Source organism: Streptomyces sp. NPDC044033 (assembly GCF_056434425.1).
On the sequence record NZ_JBWKFF010000005.1, the window covers coordinates 132,932 to 158,472 of the forward strand.

Below are 25,541 nucleotides of genomic sequence, written 5' to 3' on the forward strand. Positions count from 1 at the left end.
ATAGCGGTCTTTGGGGGGGGCGGTGTCTGGGAGGGGGGAGAAAATTAGGGGACTTCTGCTTCGCTAGCCTCCAAGAGCAGCGCCAGTGCCACCCTCCCCCCCCCGCTGGTCCTCGGCCGCGCCCGCGCCGACGTCAACGGCGTCGCACGCCGCCACCTCGGCGCCCGCAAGGCGTCGTTCGCCGCCATGGACACCGCGCTCGGCGCCACCGGCATGGAGTACGGCGGCGTCACACCGATCGGGCTGCCCGCCGACTGGCCGGTGCTGGTGGACACCGCCGTCGCCGACAGCCCGTACGTCCTCATCGGCAGCGGCCGCCGCCGCGGCAAGCTGATCGTCCCCGGCCGTGCGCTCGCCGAACTCCCCGGCGCCACCGTGCTCGACGGGCTCGGCGTCTGAACGGGAGCCGACTCGGCCCGGCCGTTACCGGTCGCGCCGGGAGAGATCGAGGGACAGCGCGGTCGAGTGCTCGTGGAAACCGAGGCTCCGGTAGAGCGGCTCGGCCTCCTCACTGGCGTGCAGATCGACGCGTGACACCCCCTGCTCCGCGAACCAGTCGAGCAGCGCCTCGGTCGTCGCGCGGGCGTAGCCGCGCCCCTGGTACCGCGGATCGGTGCACACGTTGAAGATGAACCCGAAGAGCCCCGACGAACGGCGGGGCGCCGGCAGCCGCTCCTCGACACTGCCCACGGCACACGCGGCGAGCCGTGGCTGTCCGTCTTCGGCCGCGCCGTCCACGACGAACGCCCCGAGGCGAGGCCGGGGCGCGGACAGCTGTGCGCGGGCCATCTCCACGGCGTCGGCCTCCCACGCGCCCGCGGCGTCCTGACCGCTCATGGCGCCGAACATCAGACGGCGCAATCGGACCAGTTCCGGCGCGTCGGAGGGGAGCGCGGCACGTATCTCGATCATGGGCCGACGCTAACGCACGCCCCGCCGGGCGTGGCCGCCCCCGTGGCGGTACGGCCCCCGCTATCACGGCGGCGGCCGCGGGCCCGTCAGCCCAGCCGCGGGATCTCGATCGCGGGGCAGCGGTCCATGACCATCTCGACGCCCGCCGCGCGCGTCCGCTCGTACGCCGCCTCGTCGACCACGCCCAGCTGGAACCAGACGGCGTTCGCGCCGATCGCCACGGCCTCGTCGGCGACCGCGCCGGCCAGGTCGCTGTTCACGAACACATCCACCACGTCGACGGGGAAGTCGATCTCCGACAGGGACGCGTAGCCGCGCTCCCCGTGCACCGTCTCGGCCTTGGGATGTACGGGCACGACGCGCTTGCCGTAGCGCTGGAGCACCGCGGCCACGCGGTAGGCGGCGCGCTGCTCGTTGGTGGACAGGCCGACCACGGCCCAGGTGTCGCCTGCCGAGGTCAGGATCTTGCGGAGCGTCGCGTCGTCTGCGTACATGCCCGCTCAACGAAAGGCCGCGACGGAGCATTCCCGCAGCTCGGCCCGTGCGGGATGAGCGACGGGGTTCGGCATAGGGTGTCGGGATGCAGGAGCAGTACCGGACGGTGGCACGCGAAGGCGTCCACGAGATCGAGATCAACAAGTCGCGCTTCATCTGCGCGCTCGCGCCCGCCGCCACGGAGGAGGAGGCGCAGGGGTTCATCGCGCGCGTCCGCAAGGAGCACCCCACGGCCCGGCACCACTGCTTCGCGTACGTCATCGGGGCCGACGGCGGCGTCCAGAAGGCGAGCGACGACGGCGAACCGGGCGGAACCGCCGGGGTGCCGATGCTCCAGATGCTCGTACGGCGCGAGATCCGGTACGCGGTCGCCGTCGTCACCCGCTACTTCGGCGGCGTCAAGCTCGGCGCGGGCGGGCTCATCCGCGCGTACGGAGGGGTGGTCGGCGAGGCCCTCGACACCCTGGGCACGACCACCCGGCAACGGTTCCGGCTGGCGACGGTGGTCGTCGACCACCAACGGGCCGGGAGGCTGGAGAACGACCTGCGCGCCACCGGCCGCACGGTGCGCGACGTCGGTTACGGCACCGACGTGCGCATCGAGATCGGCCTCCCGGAGGCCGACATCGAACCCTTCCGGGCCTGGCTCGCCAACACCACCGCCGGGACGGCGGGCTTCGAACTCGGCGGCGAGACGTACATGGACGCGTGAGCGGCCTGGGGGAGCGCCCCGGAGGGCGGGCCCGTGTTACGTCGGATTGTGCTTGATCGCTGCTTCTATCAGGCCGGACGTGGCGGTCGGGAAGTCCAGGGGGACGAGGCCGAGTCCGGTCCAGCCTCGGGCCTCGGCGCCGCCCAGGAACTTCAGGACCTGGGGGTTGAGGCGGTTCGCGTTCCACTGGGGCGGCATCAGGGCCGCGGTGCTCACATAGTTCATGTAGAGCTTGCCGGGCTCGTGCGCGGCCTTGCGGAACTGGGCCTCGATCTTGGGGTACTTGGCGAAGGGCTCCGCCATGTAGTCGTCCTGGATGTCGAAGAGCCGCCCGTCGCCGTAGCGCACTCCGGGCAGACCGCCGTTGTCGCCGAGCAGTACGACCTTCCCCCGGGCCTCGCCCAGCGTCGGGAGCGTGCCGTCCAGCCGGAACAGCGGGCGCCAGCCCTTGTCGTCGAGGTAGATGTCGAAGATCTTGCGGAACTCCGCGTCGCCGACCTCCGAGTACTCCTGCTTGACCCGCATCAGGACGGTCTCCGAGGGATGCGCGTGCAGGAAGTCCCGGCAGGCGCCGAGGACGTCGCCGAACATCAGCTGCTGGTAGAACGCGGCGTGGTGGATGGCGAAGACGCCGTCCACGGCGCGGCAGCGGACGTCCAGGAACCGGATGCCCGCGTTCAGTTGCTCCGCGATGGTCAGGGTCTGGCATGCCACGTACGCGCCGCCGAATCGCGCGCCCGAGTCGTGCGTGCCCGGCAGCGTGAGGCGCTGTACGGGGGTGCTGTCCGCGATCCCGGACAGCCAGTCCTGGCCGGAGCGGGTACGGGCCGGAGCGCGCCCGGGCGCGAGGGGCGCGGCCGAGGCACGGGCTTCGCCCGCGTACCCCAGCAGTCCGGTGGCCGACAGCGCCGCCGCGCCCCTCAGGAATCCGCGCCGGTCCACGCTCATGTATCCGTCCCCTCGTCGATCGGCTGACGGGCCGTCGCATCTCGGACCGTCGATCACTGGCCGTCGGATTATGGCCTGAACGCGCTCGTGGCGTTAAGGGGGCGAATCAAGCCGCTCAGTGAGACCCATGCGCTCTGGGTTGCCTACAGGGCTCGTGGGGTCTACTTGCACTTGCCCGTATCCGGCCGCGCTCGCCCGCCACCGTGCTCGGCCCCGTTCGCGCCGGTGCTGTCGGACCTTGGCCGTAGAGCCGGTGCTGTCGGACCCTGGCTATAGAGTCGTGGCATGGCTTCAGACGAGGGGACCGTGCGGGTCGACAGCTGGATCTGGTCCGTACGGCTCACGAAGACACGCGCGCTGGCCGCCGCCGCTTGCCGCGCCGGGCATGTCCGCGTCAATGGCGAGCGTGCCAAACCGGCCCAGCCACTGCGGTCCGGGGACGAGGTGCGGCTGCGTCAGGCCGGGTTCGAGAAGATCGTCGTCGTTTCGCGCCTCGTGCGGAAGCGGGTCGGCGCCCCCGTCGCCGCCGAATGCTTCGTCGACAACAGCCCGCCCCCGCCGCCCCGCGAGGCCGTCTTGCCGGTCGCCCAGCGCGACCGCGGCGCCGGGCGTCCGACGAAGCGTGAACGCCGCGACATGGAGGCGCTCCGCAGCCGCGAGACGCCGTAGGCGGCGGGGGGCCGCGCCGGCGTCCGCAACGATCCGCGCCCCCGCCGTGACGGCTGTCGCCGTCGTCACCTCAGTCGCGGTCCACGTGCTCGCGCAGGACCTTCCCGTTGGCCGCGTCCACGTCGAACGTTGTCTTGTTCCAGTTGTCGGTGTTCACCAGGTCCACGGACCAGATCGTGGTGCCGTCGTCCCTGTCGTCGATCTCCACGGCGGTGGTCGTGCCGGGCTTGCGCTCGGAGGAGGTGCGTACCGCCTGCTGTGCGGAGACCTTCGCCTTCTTCAGCAGGTCGGCGAGCTTGCGCTTGTCGTCGCTGTCCTGGTCGGGCTCCGTCCGCGACCGGGTCACCTTGCCGGAGCCCGCGTCCACGCGGACGTCATGCTCCGTGCCGTCGCGCGCCGCGACCTTGGACCGCCACTCCGACCCGCCGCCGGCGGTCCGCTTCAGCTCGATCTCGGCGACCTTGCCGTCCGGCACGGCCGCCGCCGCGGTCCGTGCCGCCCGCTCATAGCCGACCTTGGCGGTCGGCAGCAGGGTCTTCCGCTCGGCCTGGTCCTCGGTGAGCCCGGAGGTCCCCGCCGATGCCGAACCGGAGGCCGGGGCGGACGAGCCGGAGGATCCGGAAGAAGCGGATGAGCCGGAAGAAGCGGAAGAGCCGGATGAGGCGGACGAGTCGGAGGAGGACGAGCCGCCCCCGCCGTCGTCCCCGCACCCGCTCACCAGGGCCGCCGAGACGACGACGCCGCACAGGACGCCCGCCGCACGGCCCCGCCGAGTGCGGACCACATTGCGATGAGGATTCACAGATCCGGGTTCAGCGCTCATAGCCGCAGCCTTTCCCCACAAAGCAGTGCTCTCACCCCTATCCGGCTAAATCACCCGAGCGGCACCGCGCCCGCCCTCGCTATCGAGCCTGCCCGCCCGTGCCCGGTGGACCGGTCGAAAACCGAGGTCTGTGGTGGACCAGATACACCAGGGCGTTAGCGTTGTTGACGGCCATGGTGCGACCCCGCGCGGGCCCGGACTGGCCACAGGGGCGGAGAAGGGGAAAACATGCAGGTCGGAGCGGTTTCTTGAGAATTCTGCACACGTCCGACTGGCATGTGGGGCGTTCCTTCCATCGGGTGAGCATGCTGGACGCGCAGCGCCGGTTCCTCGACCACCTCGTCGAGACCGTACGGGAGCGGCGCGTCGACGCCGTGCTCGTCGCGGGCGACGTGTACGACCGGGCGGTGCCGCCGCTCGCCGCCGTCGAACTCTTCGACGACGCCCTGCACCGCCTCGCCGGCCTCGGCGTTCCCACCGTCATGATCTCCGGCAACCACGACTCGGCCCGCCGCCTCGGCGTCGGCGCCGGGCTGATCGAGCGCGCCGGCATCCACCTGCGCACCGACCCGGCCGGCTGCGCCGACCCCGTCCTGCTCACCGACGAGCACGGCGACATCGCCTGCTACGGCCTGCCCTACCTCGAACCCGCGCTGGTCCGCGACGAACTGGCCGCCCCGAAGGCCAACCACACGGCAGTCCTCGGCGCCGCCATGGAGCGGGTACGGGCCGACCTCGCCACCCGCCCGCCCGGCACCCGCTCCGTCGTCCTCGCGCACGCCTTCGTCACCGGCGGCGCGACCAGCGACAGCGAACGCGACATCACCGTCGGCGGCGTCTCCGCGGTCCCCGCGGAGATCTTCGACGGCATCGACTACGTCGCCCTCGGCCACCTGCACCGCTGCCAGCGCATCACCGAACGGGTCCGCTACTCGGGCTCCCCCCTCGCGTACTCCTTCTCCGAGGCCGGCCACCGCAAGTCGATGTGGCTCGTGGACCTCGGCCCCGACGACGGCACCGGCACCGGCACCGGCGCCGAGCTGAGCGCCGAACGGCTCGACTGCCCCGTCCCGCGCGCCCTGGCCCGTATCCGCGGCCCCCTCGACGAGCTCCTCGGCGATCCGACCCTGGACCGGCACGAAGACGCCTATGTGGAGGCGACGCTCACCGACGCGCACCGTCCCGATGAGCCGATGGCCCGCCTCACCAAGCGCTTCCCGCACGTCCTGAGCCTGGTCTTCGAGCCCGACCGGGCCCCCGAGGACCCGCTCGCCTCGTACGCGCGGCGGCTGCGCGGCCGCAGCGACCAGCAGATCGCCGAGGACTTCGTGGCCCATGTGCGGGCCGGCCGCGGCCCCGACCCGGTGGAGCGCGGCGTGCTGACCGACGCGCTCGACTCGGTGCGGGCCGCGGAGAGCGCGGGCGAGGTGGCGCGATGAGGCTCCACCGGCTCACCCTCACCGCCTTCGGCCCGTTCGGCGCCACCCAGCACATCGACTTCGACGAACTGTCCGCCGCCGGGCTCTTCCTGCTGCACGGCCCGACCGGCGCGGGCAAGACCTCCGTCCTGGACGCGGTCTGCTACGCCCTGTACGGAGGTGTGCCAGGCGCCCGCCAGAGCCCGGGCCTGACGCTGCGCAGCGACCACGCGCAGCCGCTGACGCCGACCGAGGTCATACTCGAACTCACCGCCGGAGGACGGCGGTTGGAGCTCACCCGGCGGCCCGAACAGCTCCGACCCAAGAAGCGGGGCAGCGGCTCCACCAAGGAGAAGGCGTACTGCGCGCTGCGCGAACAGGGCGCCGAGAGCGCCCAGTGGAAGGCGCTGAGCCGTTCCCACCAGGAGATCGGCGAGGAGATCAGCCAGCTGCTGGGCATGAGCCGGGAGCAGTTCTGCCAGGTCGTCCTCCTCCCGCAAGGCGACTTCGCGCGCTTCCTGCACGCCGAGGACACCGCCCGCGGCAAGCTCCTCGGCCGGCTCTTCGACACCGGCCGGTTCGCCGCCGTCGAGGACCGGCTCGCCGAGCTGCGGCGCGCGGCGGAGGAGCGGGTGCGCGGCGGGGACGAGCGGCTGCTGGCCGCCGCCCACCGGATGGCGCAGGCCGCCGGCCACAGCACGGAACTGCTGGAGAACCCGCTGCCCGACCTCGCGCCCGGCGAACCCGGACTCGCCGCCGCCGTCCTCGCGTGGGCCGCCCTGGCCCGTACGAGCGCACGCGAGCGCGAGGCCGTCGCGGCGGCCGCCGTCCTCGCCGCAGAAGACGCCCACCGCGCCGCCCGGGAACACGCCGACGCCGCCCGCGAACTGGCACGCCTCCAACAGCGGCACGCCCACGCGCGCGGGCGCGCCGCAGACCTGGAGCGCGGCCGCGAGGAGTACGAGGAGACCAGGCGGCGGCTGGAGAACGCCCGGGCGGCCGAGTCCGTCGCCCCCGCCCTCGCCCTGCGCGACGACGCGGAGCGCGCCTGGCGCGCGGCCGGCGACGCCGAACGCCGCGGCCGCGACGGCCTGGACCCCGCCTACGCCGACGAGGGCGCCGACCGGCTCGCCGCGCTGGAGCGGCAGTTCCGCGAGGACCTGGGGTCGCTGGCCGCCGCCCGCCGGGCCGAGCAGCGCGCGGCCGCCGTCGTCGCCGAACGCGCCGCGCTGGACCGCGAGGCGCGGGCCGACGAGGACATCGCCGCCGACGCCGCCGAGTGGATCGCCGGGTGGGAGGCCGCGCGCCTCGGCCATCAGCGGCGCATCGACGCCGCTCAGGAGGCCGCCGCCCACGCCGAACAGCTCGGCGGCCGCATCGACCCGGCCCGCGGACAACTCGCCGCCGCCCAGCGCCGCGACGGCCTCGCCGCCCAGGCGGACGCCGCCGCCGAGCGCCTGCGGGCCGCCCGCGACGGCGCGTCGGCCGCCCGCGAGGGCTGGCTCGACCTCAAGGAACGGCGGCTCCTCGGCATCGCCGCGGAACTCGCCGCCGAGCTGACCCCGGGCGAGGCGTGCAAGGTGTGCGGCGCGACCGAGCACCCCGCACCGGCCCGCGCGGAGGCCGGCCAGGTCGACCGGGCCGCCGAGGAGGCGGCGCTGGCCGCCTCCCAGCGGGCGGACACCGCGCGGGACGAGGCGGACCGGCAGGCGCAGGCGCTGCGCGAGACCCTGGCCGGCGCCGCGGCCGCCGCGGGCGGCGCCACCGTCGCCGAACTCAACGAGACCCTCGCCGACCTGCGGAGTTCGTACGAGGCGGCCCGCAGCGCCGGCGCGGACGTGCACGCCGCCCGGGAAGCCCTCGGCCGCGCGGAACGGGAGTACGAGCGCCGGCGCGCCGAACAGCAGGAAGCGGAGCGCCGCACCGCCGCCCGTACGTCCCGCAGAGAAGCCCTCGACCGTCAACACGCCGAGCTGGCCGAGGAAGTGGCGCGCGCCCGCGGCGGCGCGGCCACGGTCGCCCGCCGCGCCGAACTGCTGGAACGGCGACTGACCACGCTCGCCGCCGCCGCCGAGGCCGTACGCGCCGCCCGGGACGGGGCGGATCGCCTCAAGGAAGCGGACGCGCGGCTCGCCGACGCCGCCTACCGCGCCGGCTTCGACACCCCCGGGCACGCGGCGCGGGCCCGCCTGGCCAAGGACGAGCACCAGCGCCTGCAACACCGCCTCGACCAGCGGCAGACCGAGGAGAGCGCGGTCGCCGCCGAGCTGGCCGACGAACAGGCCGCCGCCGCGGCCCAGCTCCCCGCCGCCGACGTGGCGGCCGCGCAGGCCGCCGCCGAAGCCGCCACCCGCCGCCTCCGCGAAGCCTCCGCCGAGGACGCCGCGGCGCGCGCCCGCTGCGGGCAGCTCGACGAGCTGTCCCGGGGCGCCGTCGCCGACGCCCGGGCGCTCGCCCCGCTCCGTGAGGATCACGACCGCCTCGCCCGCCTCGCCGCGCTCGCCGCGGGGACCGCCGCGGACAACGAGCGGAAGATGCGGCTGGAGTCGTATGTGCTCGCCGCCCGCCTCGAACAGGTCGCCGCGGCCGCCACCGCCCGGCTGAGCCGCATGTCCTCGGGCCGCTACACCCTCGTCCACTCCGACGCGCGGACCGGCGGCCGCGGCCGCTCCGGCCTCGGCCTGCACGTCATCGACGCCTGGACCGGCCGCGAGCGCGACACCGCGACGCTCTCCGGCGGCGAGACGTTCTTCGCCTCCCTCGCCCTCGCCCTCGGCCTCGCCGACGTCGTCACCGACGAGGCGGGCGGCGCGCGCCTGGACACCCTCTTCATCGACGAGGGGTTCGGCAGCCTGGACGAGCAGACCCTCGACGAGGTCCTGGACGTGCTCGACTCACTGCGCGAGCGGGACCGCGCCGTCGGCATCGTCAGCCACGTCGGCGACCTGCGGCAGCGCATCCCCGCCCAGTTGCAGATCGTCAAGGACCGGGCAGGCTCGGCGGTCCGGCACCGGGTGGCGGGCGCCGCGGGCTGAGCGCCGGGGCCATACCCCTGGCCGGTCGCGCGACGCCTGGCACGCACGCTCGCGGCGTTGCCGAAACGCCCTGGTGGCTCCTCCGCTGCCAGGACCTTCCGGCGCCTTGCGATCGCACGCCGCGCGCCGATCCGGCCAGGGCGGTGACACCGGCGCCGAGCGTCCCACTGCTCCGCCCGGCGCGGACAGGCGGCCGAAGCCGCCCCGCCCGCGCCGGGCGCCGAGGTCACAGCGCGGAGAGCTCCGCCACCAGGTCGTCCAGGCCGAGCGACCCCTGGGAGAGCGCCGCCATGTGCCACGCCTTGGCGTCGAACGCGTCGCCGTGCGCCGCGCGGGCCGCCTCCCGCCCCGTCAGCCACGCCCGTTCGCCGAGCTTGTAGCCGATGGCCTGCCCCGGCATGCCCAGGTAGCGCACCAGCTCGCTGTCGACGAAGTCCGCCGGACGCCCGCTGTGCATGCCGAAGAACTCGCGCGCCAGCTCGGGGGTCCATGTCTCGCCCGGGTGGAAGGGCGAGTGGTCGGGGATCTCCAGCTCCAGATGCATGCCGATGTCGACGATCACCCGCAGCGAGCGCATCATCTGCGCGTCGAGGTAGCCCAGCCGGCGCTCGGTGTCGGTGAGGAAGCCCAGTTCGTCCATCAGCCGCTCCGCGTAGAGTGCCCAGCCCTCCGCGTTGGCGCTGACCATGCCGATCGTGGCCTGGTAGCGGGAGAGCTGGTCGATCACGTGCGTCCACTGGGCGAGCTGGAGGTGGTGGCCCGGCACGCCCTCGTGGTACCAGGTGGAGACCAGGTCGTACACGGGGAAGCGGGTCTCGCCCATCGTCGGCAGCCAGGTGCGGCCCGGCCGGGAGAAGTCCACCGACGGCTCCGTGTAGTACGGGGCCGCGGCGCTGCCCGGCGGCGCGATCATCGACTCGACGCGCTTGACGCGGTCCGCCAGATCGAAGTGCGTGCCGTCCAGCGCCTCGATCGCCTCGTCCATCAGCGCCTGCAACCAGACGCGGGTCTCCTCGACGCCCTCGATCGCCTCGCCGTGCGTGTCCAGGTGGCGCAGCGCCTCCCAGGGGGTGGCGTCGGGGAGGATCTTCGCGGCCTCGGCGCGCATCTCGGCGTGGATGCGGTGGTACTCCGACCAGCCATAGGCGTACGCCTCGTCGAGGTCGAGGTCCGTGCCGTTCCAGTACCGGGCCCAGCGCGCGTACCGCTCGCGGCCGACGACCTCGGGCGACCCCTCGACGGCGGGCTGGTACACCTCGCGCAGCCAGTCGCGCAGTTCGGCGACCGCGGCGGTCGCGTCGGCCGCGGCCTCGTCCAGCTCGCCGCGCAGCGCCTCGGTCCCCTGGGCCGCGAACTCCGCGAACCAGCCGCCGTCGGTGCCGATCCACTCACCCAACTGGCCGATGAAGGTGGACACTTGGCGTGGGCCGGCGGGCAGCTTGCGGTCGAGGCCCTCGGCGAGCGACGCGCGATAGCCGGACAGCGAACCCCGGACGGCGCGCAGTCGGGCCGCGATCGACGCCCACTCCTCGGGGGTCCCGGTCGGCATCAGCGTGAAGATCTGGCGCACCGAGTGGACGGGGGAGTGCAGGTTGCTGACGGCGCGCAGCGGTTCCCGGGCCTCGTGGACGGCGAGTTCGGCGGTGAGCCGCTCGCGCAGCAGCCGGGCGCAGCGCCGCTCGGCGTCGCTGTCCGCGCCGGGCAGCGCCTCGGCCTCGGTCAGCCGGTCGAGGGTCGTACGGGCGAGGGCGGCGAGCGCCTCCTGCCCGCCGGGGGAGTAGTCGGGCAGGAGCCGGGCGCTCTCGGGCACACCCAGATAGGTCCCGGTGATCGGGTCGATTTCGATGAGCGCGTCGACATAGGCGTCGGCGACCTGACGGGGCAGCGGACTGTCAGTGTTCTGGACCATGGGGCCCATCCTCGTACGGAAGGGTCCGCCTCGTCACTGCCATGGCCCGTCACACACCTGATGCGCCGGTCACACCCGACGCCGCCTTCCGCGCTGTTCCGGCGGCGCCGGCCGGGGCGGTGTGCTCAGTGGCCCGGGGCGGGGGGCGCCTGCCGCACGGTGGGTACGGGCGCGAGCGCCGCAGCCGGCGGCGCGGGCCGGGCCGCCAGCCGCGCGGTGACGACCAGCGTGCCCTCCTCGACCTGGTAGTCCAGCGGAAGGTCCAGGCCGCGCATGGCCGCGACCATCCCCGTGTTGGCCGCCCGGGTGACGGCGTAGACGCTCTCGCACCCCGCGTCCTCCGCCAGGGCGACCAGCCGCCCCAGCAGCTTCGTGCCGACGCCGCGCCGCTGCCAGGCATCCTCGACGAGCAGCGCGACCTCGGTCTCGTCGCCGTCCCACAGCAGATGGCCGAGCGCCACCAGCCGTCCCGACGCGGTGTACGCGGCCAGGGTGCGGCCGTGCCGCGGGCTCAGCAGATGGGCGAGATAGCGGTCGGCGTCGCCGGCCGGGCCGTGGTAGCGCATCGCCAGCGTCGCGGGCGTGCACCGGGCGTGCATCTCGCGCGCCGCCTCGATGTCCTCGGCGCCCGCCCGGCGCACCGTGATCTCATTGCCCTCCGGCAGGGTGAGCACGTCCTGGCGGTGCGGCACCCGGGGCCCGAGCCGGGCGTCGAGCCCGACCAGAGCGTGTGCGCGGGCGAACTCGGCCGGTGTGAACGGCAGGTACGGGCGCTCCACGGTGATCGTCCCGCCGGACGGGTCGCGCAGCCGCATCGCCGTCTCCTCCAGCACGCCCTCGGCGGGCGGCGGAGGGTCCGTCCGGCGCTCGGGCAGTGAGCGGATCGTGCACCGGCCGAGCAACTGGCGCAGCGCGAGCGGCAGTTCCGCTGCGTCCAGCGCGGTGCGCGTCGCGAGCCCCAGGACCCGGGTCGGGGCGTCCACCAGATCGTGCGCGTCGGCCCGCTCCACCCAGGTACCGCTGCCGCCCCCGGCGGCGGCCGCCCGCGTCAGGTCGGCGGGCAGCAGGGCGGCCGGGGCGCGCACCAGCAGCTCGTCGACGGTGCCGGCGGCCAGCGGGTGGGTCTGGAGGGTCAGGATGTCGACGCGGCGGTGGGCCAGCGCCAGGCACAGCGCCGCGAGGGTTCCGGGCTCGTCTCGTACGGTCGTACGCATCCGCCACAGGGCGAGATCGCCGACGTCGCCGGGGGCGGGGACGGCCGGTGCGCCGGGCCTGGAGGCCCCTGTGGCACCGGCGCGCCGGCCGTCCCCGCCGGTATCACCCGCCTCGTCCGTCGGCGGGGAATGGCCGCGGCGCCGGGAGAACCAGATGTGGAACCCGGCGGTGCCCAGCAGCGCCGCCGCCGAGGAGACCAGCAGCACCGGCCCCTCGGGGCCATGGGCGATCATGTTGGCGGCGCAGTCGGCGACCGCCACCGCCGTGAACAGGGCGGCCAGCTCGACCGCATCGCGCCGCCAGTGGTGGCGGCGCCGGGCATTTCGCGCGGGTGTCGTATCACTCATGCCACCCACACTGGCGGAGAGGTGTTGCGTGATCGCGAACGTCCTGTGACCGATGGGTAAAGGATCACGCTCATCCCTTAACCGCCCTCTATTCGCCCTTTTCGCTGTGGCCCTTCGTCGCCGAGCGGAGATCGGTGAGCGCGTCCTCCACGCCCCGGTGGAACGTCGGATACGCGTAGATCATGTGCCGCAGCCGGTCGACCGGCACCTCCGCGTGCACGGCCACCGCCAGGCCGTACAGCACCTCGCCGCCCATCGGCCCCGCCGACGTCGCCCCCACCAGCACCCCGCGGTCCACGTCCTCGACCAGCTTCACCAGGCCCTCGTTGCCCGCCTTGTGGATCCAGCCGCGCGCCGTCGACGGCACCTGGGACAGGCCCGTACGCACCCGCAACCCCTGCTCGCGGGCCTGGCTCTCGGTCAGCCCCACCGCGCCGATCTCCGGATCGCAGAAGGTCACCCGCGGCAGCGCCCGGTAGTCGGCGTCCGGTCCCGGCTTGCCGAGAACTCCGCGGATCGCGATCGCCGCCTGGTACATCGCGACATGCGTGAACGCGCCGCGCCCCGTCACATCGCCCACGCCCCACAGCCCCGGCGCGGCCAGCAACTGATCGTCGACGGCCAGCGCACGCGCCTGGGGATCGAGGCCCACGGTCTCCAGCCCCAGCTCCGAAAGGTCCGTCCGCCGTCCGGTGGCGACCAGCAGCTGATCGCCGGTGACCTCCTCGCCCCCCTCCAGCACCACCGTGAACCGGTCGCCGCTGTGCCGGACCTCCGTGGCGCGCGCCCCCGTCCGCACGGTGACCCCCGCCGACTCCATCACACCGGCCAGCAGCCGCCCGGCCTCCGGCTCCTCGTTCGCGATCAGGCCGTCCAGCGCCTCGACGATCGTGACCCGCGAGCCGAACCGGGCGAAGACCTGGGCCAGTTCGGCCCCGATCGCCCCGCCGCCGAGCACGATCAGCGTCCTGGGCGGCTCCTTGGCGGCGACCGCGTCCCGGTTCGTCCAGTACGGCACATCGGCCAGCCCCGGCACCGGCGGGATCTGCGGCCGGGTCCCCGTCGCGATCACCACCCCGCGCCGCGCCTCGAACACCTCGCCGCCCGCCGCCACCTTCCCGTGGCCCGCCAGCTTGCCCCGCCCGCGCACCAGCCTGCCGCCCTTGCCCGTGAAACGGTCGGCCGCCACCTGGTCGTTCCAGTCGTCCGTGGCCTCGTCGCGGATCCGCGCGGCCACCGGCCCCCAGTCGGGTGAGACCTGCGCGGCCCCCGCCATACCGGGCACCCGGCCCGCCTCGGCCAGCAGATTCCCGGCGCGGATCATCATCTTGCTCGGCACGCACCCCCAGTACGGGCACTCGCCGCCGACCAGTTCCGCCTCCACGCCCACGACGCTCAGCCCGGCGTCGGCGAGCGTCCCCGCCACGTGCTCGCCGCCCGGCCCCATACCGATCACGACGACATCCACCTGCTCGGCCATTGCACCGCACCTCTCGCCCTCGGGACCCGCATTCGGGTTACGCCCCCACCTTGGTGCGTACGGGCGCGCCGGGCCAGCCGGACGACGCGCCGGGCCGCCCGCGGGCGGTCACGGGCCGATCGGTCCCGGCCATCCGGTGGGCGGCACCTGCTCGGCCCCCGTCCCGCCGGGCCTCCGGCGAGGCCGGGGCGCCGGACGCCGGAGTCAGCCGCCGGATTCGAGGCCGGCCGCCTCCGCTGTGGCCGGCTCGCGACCCGGAACTGAGCGGTCCGGAGCCGGGCGGGTCGCGTCGAGGATGACGCGGGCGACCAGGGCCGGATCGTCGTTCATCGGGACGTGCCCGCAGCCGGGCAGCCGCACGAGCCGGGCCCCCGGTACGGCCCGCTTCGCGCGGAGGCCCTGGCGGGGCGGGAGCAGCCGGTCACCGCTGCCCCAGCCTATGGTGACCGGCACGTCGGGCACGTCGTCGCGGAAGACGACGGAACGCCCGGCGGCGAGCGTCGCGTCGAAGCCGGTGGCCGCGCGCAGCGCCCTGGTCTCGGCGACCACGGCGTCCGGCGAACGCCGTCCGGGCCGCGCGTATATGGGGCTGACCAGCGCCGCCCGGCCCACCGCCGTACGGGCCAGGCGGGCGACGGCCGCATCGGGCAGCATCCGCGCGCCGCGCCGCATGCCGAGCAGCACCCCGAACGCGTACCGCCGCTCGGCCGGTGACCAGAACCCGCCGGGGGAGAGCGCGGTGACGGACCGTACGAGATGGAGACGGCCCAGTTCCAGGGCGAGCAGCCCGCCGAGCGAATTGCCCACCACATGCGGGCGGTCCACGCCGAGCGCCGCGAAGAGGGCGCCGAGCGCGGGGGCCACGCCCGCCAGGTCGTACGGGACCCCGTCCGGCAGGGCGGGGGACGCGCCGAACCCCGGCAGGTCGACGGCTATGACATCGCGCTCGGCGGCCAGTATGCCGCTGACCGGGTGCCATGCCTGCAGGTGGTGGCCGATGCCGTGCAGCAGGACGACGGGGTCCCCGCCGCCGGTCCGTTCGTACGCGACCTCGACCGTGCGCCGGCCGGCCGACGTCTCGACGGGGTAGGAGATGGTCTCGGTCATGGGGCAGCTCCTCGGCCTCCGCGGTCGGCTTTCCGAGACAGGATGTCAGCAACGGTTACCGCTGGGTAGACCCCGGGGCGGGCCCCGTAGCGCCCGCTGTCCGGCTGCCGCTGCGCGGCTCCGATGAGAGCGGGTTCACGTGGACAAGCCACCGCGGCGTCGGGTGGGATGGAGCGGTGACCACCGGCGAAGCGATGCTCGACGCCTTCGAGGCGCACCGGCCCGTACTGACCGGCGTCGCCTACCGCATGCTCGGTCGCGTCGCCGACGCCGAGGACGTCGTCCAGGAGGCGTGGCTGCGCTGGTCCGCCGCCGATCGCGGCGAGGTCCGCGAGCCGCGCGCCTATCTCGTGCGGATCACCACCCGGCTCGCCATCGACCGGCTGCGGCAGGTCCAGTCCCGGCGCGAGTCATACGTCGGGCCCTGGCTGCCCGAGCCGATCGCCACCCACTACACCGACCGCACGGGCTCCGCGGCCACCGTCCCCGACGCCGCCGAACGGGCCGTGCTCGCCGACTCCGTGTCCCTCGCCCTGCTCATCGTCCTGGAGTCGCTCTCCCCGCTGGAGCGCGCGGTGTTCGTCCTGCGCGAGGCGTTCGGCTTCCCGCACGCGGAGATCGCCACCACCCTCGACCGGACGGAGGCCGCGGTGCGGCAGCTCGCCGGCCGGGCCCGCCGCCATGTCGAGGAGCGCAAGCCGCGCTACGACGTGGACCCGGCCCAGCAGCGTGATCTGACCGAGCGCTTCCTCGCCGCCGCCACCCGCGGCGACCTTGAGGGGCTCCTCGCGCTCCTCGCCCCCGACGTCCGGCTCATCAGCGACAGTGGCGGCAAGGCCAAGGCCCCGCTGCGGGTGATGCACAGCGCCGACAAGGTCGGCCGCTTCCTCGCCGCCGTCACCCAGGAGTCCCTCGCGGCACTGGAGCACCGCTTCACCGAGATCAACGGCGCCCCGGCGCTGCTCATCCTGGCCGAGGGCCGTCCCGACACGGTCGTCTCCGTCGGCGTGGCCGACGGCAGAATCGCGGCCATCTACCTCGTGCGCAACCCCGACAAGCTCACCGGCCTCGGCCGGTAGGAGCCGGCGATGCGACCCAGGCTCAAGGCCCGCCGCATCACATTCCGCCCGCCACCCGCAGCACCGCGCCCGTCGTGTACGACGCCTCCGGCGAGAGCAGCCAGGCGACCGCCCCCGCGACCTCGTCCGCCTCGCCGGGGCGGCCCACCGGCACCCGGCCCTCGGTGCGCCACGGCCGCTCGGGGTCGCCCATCGTGGCGTGGATGTCGGTCAGGATCATCCCCGGCTGCACCGAGTTGACCCGCACCCCCTCCGTCGCCAGCTCCTTGGCCAACCCCAGCGTGAGGGCGTCGACTGCCGCCTTGCTCGCCGCGTAATGCACGTAGTCACCGGGGCTGCCGGTCGTGGCGCCCGCCGAGGAGATGTTCACTATCGCGCCGCCCTGGCCTCCGTGGCGCGTCGACAGCTCCAGCGCCGCCCGCCGCGCGCACATCATCGCGCCCATCACATTGACGTCCACGACCCGCCGCATCTCCGCCAACGGCGTCTCGGTGAACCGTCCCAACGGACCCGTGACCCCGGCGTTGTTGACCAGCCCGGTGATCGGCCCGAGGGCCTCCTTCACCGTGTCGAACAACGCGTCCACCTCGGCCTCGACACCGGTGTCGACCTGGACGGCCACGCATGGCGCGCCCTCGGCCCGTACCGCCTCGGCCGTCCGCTCCGCGGCGTCCCGTGCCCGCACGTACCCGATGCCGACGCCGTGCCCGGCGCGCGCCAACCGCACGGCCACCGCCGCACCGATGCCCCGACTGCCGCCCGTGACCACCGTGACCTGCCGCATCCCCGTACTCCTCGCTGTCCGCCGCCCACCGGGAACGCGGAACGCCGCCCCGGCGGATCGCGACGCTACCCGAGGCGACGGAGCGTCATCCCGGCAGGTCGAGCGCCAACATCGCGTGAACGCTCTGAGGGACCACTTGTGCGCGGTGCGTGACGGAACGAGGATTGGTCTTGACCAAGGTGGCGTGCCGTCCTATTGTCCGAGTCATACTGCAACAACCTTTAATAAAGAAGCGCGCATAAGTGCCGTCGGGGCGGAGGACAGGGTGGGGACCACGCAACTCGAAACGCTGCCGGAGCCGAAGTACTGGCACCTGAAGACCGTGCTCAGCAACGCACTCGACTCGGAGTTCGCGGTGGGGGAGATCCTCCCCAACGAGCGTGAACTGGCGGCCCGGTTCGGCGTCGCCAGGGCCACTCTGCGCCAGGCGCTGGAACAGCTCGAACTCGAAGGCAGGCTCCAGCGCCGCCGCGGCGTGGGCACCACCGTCGCCCCGCCCCGCGTCGGCGTGGCCGTCGGCGAGGCCCCGCACGCCTGGCCGGGCGCCGGCGGCGACGCCTGGCAGCCCGTGGAGAGCACGCTGCGCCGGCCGCCCGCCGCCGTCGCCCGGCTCCTCGGCCTCCCCGTCGACGAGGAGGCGTACGCCGTCCGCCGCACCCGTGTGACGCACGGTCAGCCGGTCGCCGCCGAGATGCTGTACGTGCCGGTGGCCACCGTCCCCGCCCTCACCGCGATCGACGCGCCCACCGGACCGGCCCGCGCCCGCGCCGTGCTGCGCGAGCTCCAGCGGCTCGAACTCGCCGGCCAGGACCGGTCCGTGGAGCTGGGCTCCGCCCCCGCGGACGACGCCAAGCAGCTCGACCGGCTGCCCGGCGCGCCCGTGCTCGTCGTCACCACCCGCTTCGTCGCGGACGGCCGTACCGCCGCCGTCGCCGTGGCCACCTACCGGGCCGACACCTGCCGGCTCACCTTCGACGACAACGGCATGGAGCTCCTCGCCGGCTGAGGAGTCCCGCCCGCTATGACGTGCGCCCGGCTCAGCGGCGCGTCGTGACGGTGCTCTCGACCGCGAAGAGCTGTTCCTCCACGTGGTCGAGGGCCAGGCGCAGCGCGCCCGTCGCCACCGCGGCCTCGCCCAGCGCCGACTGGACCACCTGCGGCGGCCGCAGGCAGTAGCGCTCCAGCTCCGACCGCAGCGGCTCCAGCACCCCGTCCAGCCCGGCGGCCCAGCCGCCCACCACCACCAGCTGGGGGTCGAGCGCCAGCACCAGCGCCGCCACGTCGTGCACCAGCCGCCGCATATAGCGGTCCTGGGCCGCCCGCGCCCCGGCGTCGCCCTCGCTCGCCATCGCGAACACCCGCGCCACCTGCGTGTCGTCGAGCGGGTGCAGCGGCTCCCCGGTCGTGGACAGCACCACCTCCGGGGTGGCCTCCCGGCCCAGCAGATGCAGCGCGCCGATCTCCCCGGCCGCGCCGCCGAAGCCGCGGTGCAGCCGCCCGCCGATCAGCGAGCCCGCCCCCGGGCTCAGCCCGGCGCGTACGAACACGATGTCGTCCGAACAGGTCGCGGCGCCCGACCAGTGCTCCGCCACCGCCGCCGCGTTGGCGTCGTTCTCCAGCAGCACCGGACAGGTGAACCAGCTCCGCAGCCGCTCACCGAGCGGCAGCCCCGTCCACTCCGGCAGCGCCGTGCACAGCCGCACGGTCCCGTCGGCCTCCACGATGCCGGGGCTCGCCACCCCGACCGCCCGCAGCGAACCGCGCGCCACCGACGAGCGGCGCAGCACATCGGCGACCGCGCTGCCCACCCGCTCCAGCCGCTCGTCCGCCGGCGCGGCCACCCGGACGTCCAGCGAGACCGAGTCCAGGACCCGCCCGCTCAGGTCGGACAGGAGCGCCGACGCACGGTGCGCCCCGATCTCCACGCCCAGCAGATGCCCGGCCTCGACCCGGAACCTGAAGCGCCGGGCCGGCCGCCCCTGACGGCGCGCACCGCCCTCCTCGGCCGACGCCTCGGCCACCAGGCCGGTGTCGATCAGCCCCTCGACGACGCCCTCCACGGTCGGCCTGGACAGGCCCGTCGCCTGGACGAGATCGGTGAGCGTCGCCGCCTCGGCCGCGCGCAGCGCGTGCAGCACGACCGCGGAGTTGATCCGCCGCAGCAAAGACGGGTCCCCACCGGTGAGCCGCCCCACGTACCGCCTCCTTCGTCTCCCCCGTCGCACACGTGATCAACCGTCTGTTCGACCGGATGTACATGTGAGCCGGATGCTATCCGGCTCAGGACGGCGCGGCGAGCGTCTGATGTCACCCGGGTGCCACGAATCCCGACTCGTAGGCGGCGATCACCGCCTGCGTGCGGTCCCGCGCCCCGAGCTTCGCCAGCACCGCGCTGACATGCGACTTCACGGTCTCGGTGCCCAGCATCAGGCTCTGCGCGATCTCCGAGTTGGACATTCCGCGCGCCATCAGCCGCAGCACGTCCGCCTCCCGGCCGGTGAGCGCCGCCCGTTCCATCGCCGCGCGGGCCCGCTCGTTGCCGTACGAGGCGGCGAGCGCGCGCAGCGCGGCCGGGAACAGCAGCGATTCGCCCGCCGCCACCAGCCGCACGGCGTGCACGATCTCCGACGGATGGGCGCGCTTCAGCAGGAAGCCGTCCGCCCCCGCGCGCAGCGCGTCGTAGACATAGGCGTCGTTCTCGAAGGTCGTCACGACCAGGATCTTCGGCGGCCGGTCGACCGAGCGCAGTACGAGCCGCGTCGCCTCGATGCCGTCCAGCAGCGGCATCCGCACGTCCATCGCCACCACGTCCGGCCGCAGCGACCGCACCAGCGGCAGCACCGCGGCCCCGTCGGCCGCCTCTCCCGTCACCTCGATGTCCGGCTGAGTCGCGAGGATCGCCCGCAGCCCGGCCCGTACGAGCGGTTCGTCGTCCACCAGCAGCACGGATATCGGCACACGGTCACCCTAGGCCCCTCTGTCGAACTCCCGCCCCTTGACGGGCACTCCTGACGCGTACGGCCCGGTTCGGGGACGCCCCTCCGCCGTGCGAGAGCCTGCGCGGCCCGGCCCTCGGGCGGGTGAGGAGAGTTCGGCGACGGGCCCCAGACCGTCGAGCGGCAGCCGCACATGGACCCGCCAACCGCCCTCGTGCCGGCCGGTGTCGGCGCGCCCGCCGAGCAGGGCGGCCCGCTCGCGGATGCCGCGCAGCCCGCTCCCGCCGCCACCGCCGTGCGCGCCCGCCCGGCCCAGAGGGTTGCGCACGTCCAGCTCCAGTACGTTCCCGGCGACCGCGATCCGCACGGTGACCGGCACCGGGCCCGCGTGCCGCAGCACATTGGTCAGCGCCTCCTGAAGGATGCGGTACCCCTCCCGCGACACCGGCCCCGGCACCGCGTCGAGCGCGCCGTCGATGTCCGTGCTCACCTCGGCACCGGAACCGCGCGCCGCCGACAGCAGCCGCTCCGCGTCGGTGAGCGCCGGACGCCCGGCCGGGTGCGGCGCGTCCTCGCGCAGCACCGCGAGGACCCGCTCCAGATCCTCCAGCGCGTGCCGCCCGGTGTCCTCGATCGCCGCCAGCGCCTGCTCCGTGAACTCCGCGGAACCCGCGGCGCGTGCCGCCCCCGCCTGCACCACCGCGACCGTCAGCGCGTGCCCGATCGAATCGTGCAGCTCCCGAGCCAGCCGGTTGTGCTCCAGGAGCCGGTCCGTACGCGCCTCCAGTGCGGCGATGCGCTCCGCCGCCGAGGGCCCCAGCAGCCACCGCGCGGCGGCCGCCGCCGCGTTCCCCCCGAGCACCACCATGGAGTACAGCGCGATCAGCGGCAGCGGGGCCAGCAGCGCCAGCCAGTGGGGCCCCGCGCCGCCCGGCCCCAGCAGGCTCACCCCGGTGCCGCGCACCAGGTCGAAGGAGAGCGCCGGCAACTGGACGGAGCAGGACCCGACGACGCCTCCGAGCGCCAGCCTGATCACCAGCCACAGGGCGGTGCGGCGGCGGTCCCGCCAGGAGGCGGACGGCGCCGCGGAGATGCCGGAGTCCGCCGCGGACCCCCGGCGGTGGAGCGGGTCCTGCCCGTACGTGCCGTGCCCGTACGCCCCGTGCCGGTCGCCTGTGAGGAGCAGCCGCGCCTGCAACCCTTCGGCCGTCCGCATCGCCGGCACCAGCGCGGCCGCCATCAGCAGCGACAGCGAGCAGCCCAGCACCAGCAGCGGCCGGTCCGGAAAGACCAGGACGAAGATCCCGAAGAGGACCGTACTGCTGAACAGATGCAGCCATCGGGTGTAGGTGACCGTACGGGTCAGCGGGCGCAACGGCGCGGGCAGCGGCATGACGTCATCCTGCCAGCGCGTTCCGCGGCGCCGCCTCCCCCGGCCGGGGGAGGGCCGGCCCCCGTATCGGGGAAGCCGGGCAGGGGCCGTACGCGGCAGCGTGGAGCCATGACCTCGATCGACGTACAGGAACTGACCAAGGAGTACGGTCCGACGCGCGCTCTGGACGGGCTGACCGTCTGTGTCCGGCCGGGTCGCGTCACCGGCTTCCTCGGCCCCAACGGCGCCGGAAAGTCCACCACCATGCGCATCGTGCTCGGCCTGGACCGGCCCACCTCGGGCTCGGCGACCGTCGCGGGGCGCCGGTACCGCGGTCTCGACGAACCGCTGCGGCACATCGGCGCGCTGCTCGACGCGGGCGCCGCGCACCCGGCCCGCACCGCCCGCGACCACCTGCTGACGCTGGCGCTCAGCAACCGCATCCCCGCCGCCAGGGCCGACGAGGTCCTGGAGGAGGCGGGTCTGGCGCAGGCCGCGACCCGGCGGGTGCGGACCCTCTCCCTCGGCATGCGCCAGCGGCTGGGCATCGCCGCCGCGCTGCTCGGCGACCCGGAGGTCGTCATGCTCGACGAGCCCACCAACGGGCTCGATCCCGAAGGCATCATCTGGATCCGGCGGCTGACCCGGCGGCTCGCGGACGAGGGGCGTACGGTCCTGATCTCCAGCCACCTGATGAGCGAGACCGCGCTGACCGCCGATCACCTCGTGGTCCTCGGCCGCGGGCGGCTGCTCGCCGACACCCCGATGGACGACTTCATCGCGGGCCACAGCCGGCAGCGGGTGTACGTACGGACCACCGAGCCGGAACGGCTGCGCGATCTCCTGGACCGGGCGGGGCTGGCGGGGGAGGGCGACGGGGACGGCCGCTGGTCCGTCGACGGTGCGAGCGCCGCCCACATCGGGGCGCTCGCCGCGCGCGACGGGGTGCCGCTGTTCGAACTCGGCGACGCACAAGCCTCGCTGGAGGAAGCCTATCTGCGGCTCACCGCGGACTCGGCCGAGTTCGCCGCCGCCCACAGCGCGTCGAAGGAGGGCTGAGCATGTCGGTCACCGCGGTACTGCACTCGGAGTGGGTCAAGATCCGCTCGCTGCGCTCGATTCTCGGCGCGCTCGCCGGCGTGCTGCTCGTCACCACCGGCGTCACTCTGCTCGTCTGCGCGACCTCCCACGGGGACTCGCTCGACGGCAAGGAGTTCGACCCGGTCTTCACGTCCTTCTTCGGCATCACCTTCGGGCAGATGGCGGCGCTCTGCTTCGGCGTCCTCGTGGTCTCGGCGGAGTTCCGGGGCGCGGCGCTCGGCAACTCCCTCGCGGCGGTGCCGCGCCGCGGCCTGTTCTACGCCTGCAAGCTCGCCGTCGCGGCCGCTCTCTCCCTCGCCGTCGGGCTCGTCACCGCCCTCGCCTCCTTCCTCGGCGGCCAGGCCACGCTGGGAGAGCGCGGCGTCGGCCTGGGAGCGGCGGGCGCGCTGCGGGCCGTGCTGGGCTGCGGCGTCTACTTCGCACTGCTGGCCGTCCTCGCGGCGGGCTGCGCGGCGCTGCTGCGCGGCCCGGTGCTCTCGCTCAGCGTCCTGATCCCCGTCGTCTGCGTCGTCTCCCCGGTCCTCGGCGACCTGCCCGGCGGCGTGAGCCGGTACCTGCCCGACCGGGCGGGCCAGGAAGTGCTGCACACGGTCGCCGTAGACGGAATCGGGCCGTGGGCGGGCCTGGCGGTACTGGCCGGGTGGGCGGCGCTGGCCGCCCTCGCGGGGTGGCGCGCGGTGGAGCGGCGCGACGTGTGAGACCGGCGGTCGGTCCGTACACCCGGTGCCACCGTCCGACGGGGCTGCCCGTACGGACGGTGGCACCGGGGCGATAGCTGTCGGCACGGCCCACGCCCACGGCCCACGCCCACGGCCCACGGCGGCGGGCGCCGGTGTTGCCCGTACGGCCCGCGGCACCGGCCGTCCGACCTGACAGGGCGGCGCCCCCTCGTCACACGGGGAAGGCGAGGGAGCGCCGCCCGGCGCGGTCAGACCCGCTGCCAGAGCGCCGGCACCGCCGGCGGCTCCCACCCCGCGCGGGCCGTGTGGGGCTGGATGCACCGGTAGCTGGTGCCTCCATAGGTGACCTGGTCCCCGGCCTTGTAGTTGGTGCCCGCGGTCCAGGTGCCGCCCGGCTCGCTCGGCCCGGTGGTCGGGTTGCCGGTGGGCTGCCCGGTCGGCGACGGCTGCTGCCGGACGTTGAGGACGAAGTCGTACGTGCCTTCCTTGGCCGAGCCGACCTGGCGCACGTTCATCAGCAGCGCCGGGTTGAAGATCGAGTCGGTCTGGTTGCGCGGCTCGTTGGGGAAGTACAGCTGGGTGGTGAGGATCCGCTGGTTGGGGGCCTGGACCTTGACGTGGATGTGCCGGGTGCGGCCCGGATACAGGCCCGGCACGATCGTCTCCAGTTTGAACGCGCCGCGCGCGTCGGTGAACTGGTGCCCGCGGAAGCGGAAGCCGGTGTTGTCGTACGCGCCGTTCACGTCCGCCTGCCAGAAGTCGAGCAGGGCGTTGGCGATGGGCCGGCAGGCGAGGCCGAAGACATAGCCGCTGACCGTGAGCCGGGTGCCCTGTGTGCCGGGCTCCAGCAGCGACGTCCGCAGCGGGGAGTTGGGCTTGAAGTAGGGGCCCTCGGTCTGCTGCGGCGTCGGGTCGTCGCCGTCGTCGCAGTAGGGCGTGGGTACCAGGGGTTCCTGTGTCGTCTTCGCGTCGCGTGCCAGGGCCACCCCGCCGAGCACCATCGGTAACGGCACGGCCGCCAAGGCGACCTTGAGCAGTTTCTTGCGGCTGATGCCCGCCGACTGCTCCCGCTGTCCGTCCTGCCCGTCCTGCTGTACCTGGTCGTCGTCCATCGGGCCCTCCTCGTCGCTCATGGCCGTTCCGGCAACGAAGTTATGCGGGCAGCCCGGCGGGGTCGATGGACTCGATGCGGCGAACGTGGTGATTCCCATGTGCCTCGCGGCGGAAGTCGCCGGGGCTGACGCCGGTCTCGCGGCGGAAGAACCGGCAGAAATAGGCGGGGTCCGCGAACCCCACCTGGCGCGCTACCTGACCGACCGTCAAATCCGTGCTGGCCAGCAGCCGTTTGGCCTCCAGGGTGCGGGCGGCTCTGATCAGCCGGCCCGGGGTCAGTCCGGTGCTCTGCTTGACCGCCTCGTTCAAATAGCCGACGGATACGCCCAGTTGCCCGGCGAGGGCGCCCACGGACTGCTCGGCGGCTCCGGGCAGCGACAGCAGTTGTGTGAATTCCTGCGACACCATCGACGCCCGGCCCGTCTCCGTCTCCGGCAGCCGCTCCCCGGAGAGCCGCACCGCCCGGGTGAGCAGTACGTGCAGATGCGCCTGGAGGACCGAGATGAACCCCTCCGCCCGCTGGCCGAACTCCCGCCGCATGTCCAGCACCAGCGCCGTCAGCCGGTTCGCCTCCTCGCCGCCGAGGCAGAGCCAGGGGCGCTCGCCGAGCCTGCGCAGCAGCTGCCGGTCCCCGCCGTGGCCGAGCAGGAAGTCGTCGGTGAACAGGATCACCCACCCGCGCAGCCCTGTCGCCCGCTCCCAGTAGTGCACCTGGCCGGGGGAGATGAGGCACAGGTGCGGGGGCACCAGCGGCAGCCGGACGAGGTCGACGACGTGGTGGCCGGTGCCCCCGGTCACGTACGCGATCTCGTAGAAGGTGTGCCGGTGCGGGAAGTCGGCCCGCGACATCGGCCCGATGGTGTCGAAGGACCCCACGGCGAACGGCAGAATTCCAGGCATGGGCACGTCAAGTCGATGCAGCGGCACCGGGCCGTCCGCCGCAGGCCGCGTCTCCTGCGCCCCTCGCGTCACCCCATCAGAGTACGACGGCGGAGCGCAGCCGTCCGTACTCCTCTGCCATCGCTTCCGGGGACCAATGGGCGTTGAGGCCGCTGGGGTTGGGCAGCGCCCAGATCCGGGTGGAGCCGATGGTGCGCTCCTGCGGGCCGATCTTCGCGCGCTTGTCGTCGAAGGCGACGCGGTACGCGGTGACCCCGACGACGGCCAGCCACTGCGGGCGCAGCCGCTCGACCTTCGCCGCGAGGACGCGACCGCCCTCGCGGTACTCCTCGGCGCTCAGCTCATCGGCCCGCGCGCTCGCCCGCGCCACCACATTGGTGATGCCGAGCCCGTACGACAGCAGCTCCGCCTCCTCGTCCGGGCGCAGCTGCCGCGGCGTGAAACCGGAGCGGTGCACAGTTATCTGCACCATCTTTGCTCGTTGGTCTCGGTGACGGTTCCCGAGA

23 protein-coding genes and 1 pseudogene are annotated in these 25,541 nt (G+C 74.2%); 9 read left to right on the forward strand and 15 right to left on the reverse strand.

Annotated elements, in window-relative coordinates:
• Window positions 1-108: 108 nt before the first annotated feature.
• Window positions 109-399: pseudogene (locus AC07AB_RS11815) on the forward strand (YbaK/EbsC family protein); the annotation flags it as partial.
• Between the two features lie 24 nt (window positions 400-423).
• Here AC07AB_RS11815 and AC07AB_RS11820 read toward each other — a convergent pair.
• Window positions 424-912 (reverse strand): GNAT family N-acetyltransferase, encoded by a 489-nt coding sequence (locus AC07AB_RS11820; RefSeq protein ID WP_478563953.1) that lies wholly within the window; start codon window positions 910-912, stop codon window positions 424-426.
• Window positions 913-998: 86 nt separating this feature from the next.
• Window positions 999-1,406 (reverse strand): CoA-binding protein, encoded by a 408-nt coding sequence (locus AC07AB_RS11825; protein WP_478563956.1) that lies wholly within the window; start codon window positions 1,404-1,406, stop codon window positions 999-1,001.
• An 86-nt stretch (window positions 1,407-1,492) separates the two neighbouring features.
• Here AC07AB_RS11825 and AC07AB_RS11830 point away from each other — a divergent pair, with 86 nt between their 5' ends.
• The gene (locus AC07AB_RS11830; RefSeq protein ID WP_478563959.1) at window positions 1,493-2,119 is read left to right on the forward strand and encodes a YigZ family protein; all 627 of its coding nucleotides are present in this window, start codon (window positions 1,493-1,495) and stop codon (window positions 2,117-2,119) included.
• A 36-nt stretch (window positions 2,120-2,155) separates the two neighbouring features.
• Here AC07AB_RS11830 and AC07AB_RS11835 read toward each other — a convergent pair whose 3' ends face one another.
• The gene (locus AC07AB_RS11835) at window positions 2,156-3,067 is read right to left on the reverse strand and encodes a phosphatidylinositol-specific phospholipase C (protein ID WP_478563962.1); all 912 of its coding nucleotides are present in this window, start codon (window positions 3,065-3,067) and stop codon (window positions 2,156-2,158) included.
• A gap of 285 nt (window positions 3,068-3,352) precedes the next feature.
• On the opposite strand from AC07AB_RS11835, the gene AC07AB_RS11840 reads away from it, so the two are divergent.
• The gene (locus tag AC07AB_RS11840) at window positions 3,353-3,736 is read left to right on the forward strand and encodes an RNA-binding S4 domain-containing protein (protein ID WP_478563965.1); all 384 of its coding nucleotides are present in this window, start codon (window positions 3,353-3,355) and stop codon (window positions 3,734-3,736) included.
• A 70-nt stretch (window positions 3,737-3,806) separates the two neighbouring features.
• Here AC07AB_RS11840 and AC07AB_RS11845 read toward each other — a convergent pair whose 3' ends face one another.
• Window positions 3,807-4,559, reverse strand: a complete 753-nt coding sequence (locus AC07AB_RS11845) for a PepSY domain-containing protein (protein WP_478563968.1) — start codon at window positions 4,557-4,559, stop codon at window positions 3,807-3,809.
• A gap of 248 nt (window positions 4,560-4,807) precedes the next feature.
• Here AC07AB_RS11845 and AC07AB_RS11850 point away from each other — a divergent pair, with 248 nt between their 5' ends.
• The gene (locus AC07AB_RS11850) at window positions 4,808-5,998 is read left to right on the forward strand and encodes an exonuclease SbcCD subunit D (RefSeq protein WP_478563971.1); all 1,191 of its coding nucleotides are present in this window, start codon (window positions 4,808-4,810) and stop codon (window positions 5,996-5,998) included.
• Window positions 5,995-9,012 carry an AAA family ATPase gene (locus tag AC07AB_RS11855; RefSeq protein WP_478563974.1) on the forward strand — a complete coding sequence of 1,006 codons (3,018 nt, stop codon included), beginning with the start codon at window positions 5,995-5,997 and terminating at the stop codon, window positions 9,010-9,012. Before AC07AB_RS11850 ends, AC07AB_RS11855 begins: the two co-directional genes overlap by 4 nt.
• Window positions 9,013-9,238: 226 nt before the next feature.
• Here the strand turns inward: AC07AB_RS11855 and AC07AB_RS11860 are convergent, their stop codons facing one another.
• The 4 genes from AC07AB_RS11860 to AC07AB_RS11875 all read right to left on the reverse strand — a co-directional run bounded on the left by AC07AB_RS11860 (window position 9,239) and on the right by AC07AB_RS11875 (window position 15,070).
• Window positions 9,239-10,921, reverse strand: coding sequence for a DUF885 domain-containing protein (locus AC07AB_RS11860; RefSeq protein WP_478563977.1), 1,683 nt, complete (start codon window positions 10,919-10,921; stop codon window positions 9,239-9,241).
• Between the two features lie 125 nt (window positions 10,922-11,046).
• Window positions 11,047-12,483, reverse strand: a complete 1,437-nt coding sequence (locus AC07AB_RS11865) for an N-acetyltransferase family protein (protein ID WP_478563980.1) — start codon at window positions 12,481-12,483, stop codon at window positions 11,047-11,049.
• An 88-nt stretch (window positions 12,484-12,571) separates the two neighbouring features.
• Window positions 12,572-13,963: a dihydrolipoyl dehydrogenase family protein gene (locus AC07AB_RS11870; protein WP_478563983.1), complete on the reverse strand. Its 1,392-nt coding sequence runs from the start codon at window positions 13,961-13,963 to the stop codon at window positions 12,572-12,574.
• Window positions 13,964-14,167: 204 nt separating this feature from the next.
• Window positions 14,168-15,070 (reverse strand): alpha/beta fold hydrolase, encoded by a 903-nt coding sequence (locus tag AC07AB_RS11875; RefSeq protein ID WP_478563986.1) that lies wholly within the window; start codon window positions 15,068-15,070, stop codon window positions 14,168-14,170.
• Between the two features lie 194 nt (window positions 15,071-15,264).
• On the opposite strand from AC07AB_RS11875, the gene AC07AB_RS11880 reads away from it, so the two are divergent.
• Window positions 15,265-16,149 (forward strand): RNA polymerase sigma-70 factor, encoded by an 885-nt coding sequence (locus AC07AB_RS11880; RefSeq protein ID WP_478564697.1) that lies wholly within the window; start codon window positions 15,265-15,267, stop codon window positions 16,147-16,149.
• Between the two features lie 37 nt (window positions 16,150-16,186).
• On the opposite strand, the gene AC07AB_RS11885 is transcribed toward AC07AB_RS11880, so the two are convergent.
• Window positions 16,187-16,933: an SDR family oxidoreductase gene (locus AC07AB_RS11885; protein WP_478563989.1), complete on the reverse strand. Its 747-nt coding sequence runs from the start codon at window positions 16,931-16,933 to the stop codon at window positions 16,187-16,189.
• Window positions 16,934-17,198: 265 nt separating this feature from the next.
• On the opposite strand from AC07AB_RS11885, the gene AC07AB_RS11890 reads away from it, so the two are divergent.
• Window positions 17,199-17,939: a GntR family transcriptional regulator gene (locus tag AC07AB_RS11890; RefSeq protein WP_478563992.1), complete on the forward strand. Its 741-nt coding sequence runs from the start codon at window positions 17,199-17,201 to the stop codon at window positions 17,937-17,939.
• Window positions 17,940-17,970: 31 nt separating this feature from the next.
• On the opposite strand, the gene AC07AB_RS11895 is transcribed toward AC07AB_RS11890, so the two are convergent.
• The 3 genes from AC07AB_RS11895 to AC07AB_RS11905 all read right to left on the reverse strand — a co-directional run bounded on the left by AC07AB_RS11895 (window position 17,971) and on the right by AC07AB_RS11905 (window position 21,262).
• Window positions 17,971-19,128 carry an ROK family transcriptional regulator gene (locus AC07AB_RS11895; RefSeq protein WP_478563994.1) on the reverse strand — a complete coding sequence of 386 codons (1,158 nt, stop codon included), beginning with the start codon at window positions 19,126-19,128 and terminating at the stop codon, window positions 17,971-17,973.
• 112 nt (window positions 19,129-19,240) lie between these two features.
• A complete protein-coding gene (locus AC07AB_RS11900) occupies window positions 19,241-19,891 on the reverse strand; it encodes a response regulator transcription factor (RefSeq protein ID WP_478563997.1) in 651 nt (216 codons plus the stop codon).
• Window positions 19,892-19,900: 9 nt separating this feature from the next.
• The gene (locus tag AC07AB_RS11905; RefSeq protein ID WP_478564000.1) at window positions 19,901-21,262 is read right to left on the reverse strand and encodes a sensor histidine kinase; all 1,362 of its coding nucleotides are present in this window, start codon (window positions 21,260-21,262) and stop codon (window positions 19,901-19,903) included.
• A 108-nt stretch (window positions 21,263-21,370) separates the two neighbouring features.
• On the opposite strand from AC07AB_RS11905, the gene AC07AB_RS11910 reads away from it, so the two are divergent.
• Together AC07AB_RS11910 and AC07AB_RS11915 are read left to right on the forward strand one after the other, a co-directional pair.
• Window positions 21,371-22,300: an ATP-binding cassette domain-containing protein gene (locus tag AC07AB_RS11910; protein WP_478564003.1), complete on the forward strand. Its 930-nt coding sequence runs from the start codon at window positions 21,371-21,373 to the stop codon at window positions 22,298-22,300.
• 2 nt (window positions 22,301-22,302) lie between these two features.
• Complete coding sequence (locus AC07AB_RS11915; RefSeq protein ID WP_478564006.1) at window positions 22,303-23,040, forward strand: ABC transporter permease; 738 nt, start codon at window positions 22,303-22,305, stop codon at window positions 23,038-23,040.
• Between the two features lie 230 nt (window positions 23,041-23,270).
• Here the strand turns inward: AC07AB_RS11915 and AC07AB_RS11920 are convergent, their stop codons facing one another.
• From AC07AB_RS11920 to AC07AB_RS11930, 3 genes are all read right to left on the reverse strand, one after another.
• Window positions 23,271-24,134 carry a dioxygenase family protein gene (locus tag AC07AB_RS11920; RefSeq protein ID WP_478564700.1) on the reverse strand — a complete coding sequence of 288 codons (864 nt, stop codon included), beginning with the start codon at window positions 24,132-24,134 and terminating at the stop codon, window positions 23,271-23,273.
• Window positions 24,135-24,174: 40 nt separating this feature from the next.
• On the reverse strand, window positions 24,175-25,035 hold the full coding sequence (locus tag AC07AB_RS11925; RefSeq protein ID WP_478564703.1) for a helix-turn-helix domain-containing protein: 861 nt from the start codon (window positions 25,033-25,035) through the stop codon (window positions 24,175-24,177).
• Between the two features lie 76 nt (window positions 25,036-25,111).
• On the reverse strand, window positions 25,112-25,507 hold the full coding sequence (locus AC07AB_RS11930) for a mismatch-specific DNA-glycosylase (RefSeq protein WP_478564009.1): 396 nt from the start codon (window positions 25,505-25,507) through the stop codon (window positions 25,112-25,114).
• Window positions 25,508-25,541 lie beyond the last annotated feature (34 nt).